The sequence below is a fragment of the Desulforamulus profundi genome, assembly GCF_002607855.1.
The window spans coordinates 1-2220 of the sequence record NZ_AWQQ01000152.1 but is presented as its reverse complement, the minus strand read 5'-3'; the positions used below and the strand labels follow the sequence as shown (position 1 = coordinate 2220).

Sequence of the window (2220 nt, the reverse complement as noted above, 5' to 3'; positions counted from 1 at the left end):
ATCTTACCCTGGTTTCTGAAAGCTAAACATATCTGATTTATACAGGATAATCYAGATTTATTTAGGTTTCTCTCCCGCCKACTAACGAGAGGCAGTATCACAGGATTCAACTGCTRGGCCATAAGCTCTCRCTTATGTTCCGGGTGGATCACCCCGCAGGGTTCCCCGCCGCTGCCTAAAGCAAACGTACTGCCCGGAGAAGGTGTTGCCTCCRCCTGGGTTCTGACTTGTGACAACGGCCTTTCACAACGTGTACCGTGCCACCCGCAAAATCTAAAGGCTCAAGGTTTTAACCCCYAGCACATTTTCCCGGTGAACCTGCCATGAAACCAGGCTTCTCACCTTCCTTTTCGTTAGTTTGTTAATCTTAGCCAATACAACCTTTTTAACTGCTGACCATTGTTTCCAATTAGCCATTTGCTTGAATTCAGATTTCTTTTTGATCAGTTTATCAAGCAATACTTTGGGTATCTTCTCATGTGTGAAGCCCARACTACGTCTTGCTATAACATAACCTGCTGATTCGTGATTAGATATGCCGTACACGTGCTGGTACTTTAGAATGCCYRTGACCGATGTAAAGGCCGGTTTTACCTTKATYACCGGCACACCCTCACGGGCAGCAYACCGGTCAATATATGCCAGAAACTTTGACCAGACAAAACCATGGCTCATACGGTTAAACTTAGCCGTYACGGACTTGTCGTTTTTAAATTTCAAATCCTCTACTGCCAGGGCGTAGCCTGTTTCTTTTGCCAGAGCTACTACCTTCTTGGCCGTTTCACCGATAAGGTTGTTCCTTCGGTTGCCTCTAGCATAAGTCCATTCTCCCTGTCTTAACCACTGAGCTGCCCCGGTACTGCCCCAGGCAGTCTGTCAGRGCCACCCCTAAGCCGTCAGGTTGGTATCYACYCCAACAGCGCCRTGGGCATGATAGGGAACCGGAACATCTTCTTCGATGGTGACATGGATATAGTACCTGCCGTCCTTACGGATTATTTCTACCTGGTAGGCGGCACCTGTTTTGAGGTAATCCAAAACCATCTGCCGGTAGTTTCGACCATTGATTTTACCTGTCTTTTTGGAAGGTTTATGGGCCAGGTAAACCGGAACGGTGATACGCTTGTATCGGCCTGTGCCGGTTGGCTCGGCGGCTATATCCAGGTAGATTTGTCCGTTCATCTCGTACAGGCGTGTGTTCAGGTTGCCGCCCTTGGTCTTGTCTCCCCGGGACAGGTAACGGTTACTTCTGGCTTCCTGCCACTCTTCCCCACTGATATTGCCTTTACATCTTGCCAGAAACAGTTTTCTGCCGCCGAAAACAACTGCCGGAAAGGTCTTGCCCTCCAGGTGTTTTTGCCAATAAGACAGCTTTCTTTGTTCTTTCTCCAGCCGTTTTTGCAGGTTGGCTTTTTTCTTGGGTGATTTGGCTTTGGCTATTCGCTTTTGGGTAAATTCTACTTTGGCCCGGGCATTTTCGTAGTGTAACTTGACCAATTCATGCTGGCTTTTGATGGTGCTTTGGGCATCRTACACYGCATCGTTGGCCTGGCGGGAGTTGAAGTTAAACTTGACCTGTACGCTTTGACGGATGTCCTGGACTCCTTTGCCTTCCAGCAATCTTTTAAAGCTCCACCTGACTGCCGCACAGTAACGGGCCATGAGATTATCGAGGTAGGTTTGTTGGGTTTCGGTGAGTTCAAGGATTACTCCCATCGCCGTCATTTTCACCGGCAACCACCTCGCTTTCAATGACCTGCACCAGCTTTTTGTCCACTCTGCCGCCACGTTTCCCGTTTTCTACCGCATAAGTTATTAACCGCTCTTTTTGCCGCTGTAAATTTCCGGCTTCGGCTTGTTTTGCAGTGGATACACGGGCATAAACAGCGCATTGCTTTGTTCYTCTTTCAGTTATCTCTTCACCAATCAAAGYCATTATCTGCGATTCTTTATAACGCCTRTGACCGCCGGGTGTGCGCAGTGGTTTTAATTTCCCTTCTCTTTCCCAGCGGCGCAACGTGTGAGGCCATACGTTTAATAGCTTTGCTACCTGATGAGATGTTAGCATCTTTTCCATTGACACCACCTCKTACCATTATTTTAATTAGAACWYTTGTTCGATGTCAATGGATTATTGTTTTTTATTTACTTTTGTTTAATTAATCTGTAACTGTTRCTTCCCTCCTTTTTTATAATGATAAGTAATAGTATAAAAACTAA

At 46.7% G+C, this 2220-nt stretch carries 1 protein-coding gene and 1 pseudogene; both read right to left on the bottom strand.

Annotated elements, in window-relative coordinates; all coding sequences use genetic code 11:
- Positions 1-273: 273 nt before the first annotated feature.
- Positions 274-1731 (bottom strand): annotated as a pseudogene (locus tag P378_RS23805) (IS200/IS605 family accessory protein TnpB-related protein).
- Positions 1700-2077, bottom strand: a complete 378-nt coding sequence (locus P378_RS18335; RefSeq protein ID WP_099084210.1) for a MerR family DNA-binding transcriptional regulator — start codon at positions 2075-2077, stop codon at positions 1700-1702. Before P378_RS18335 ends, P378_RS23805 begins: the two are co-directional and overlap by 32 nt.
- Positions 2078-2220 lie beyond the last annotated feature (143 nt).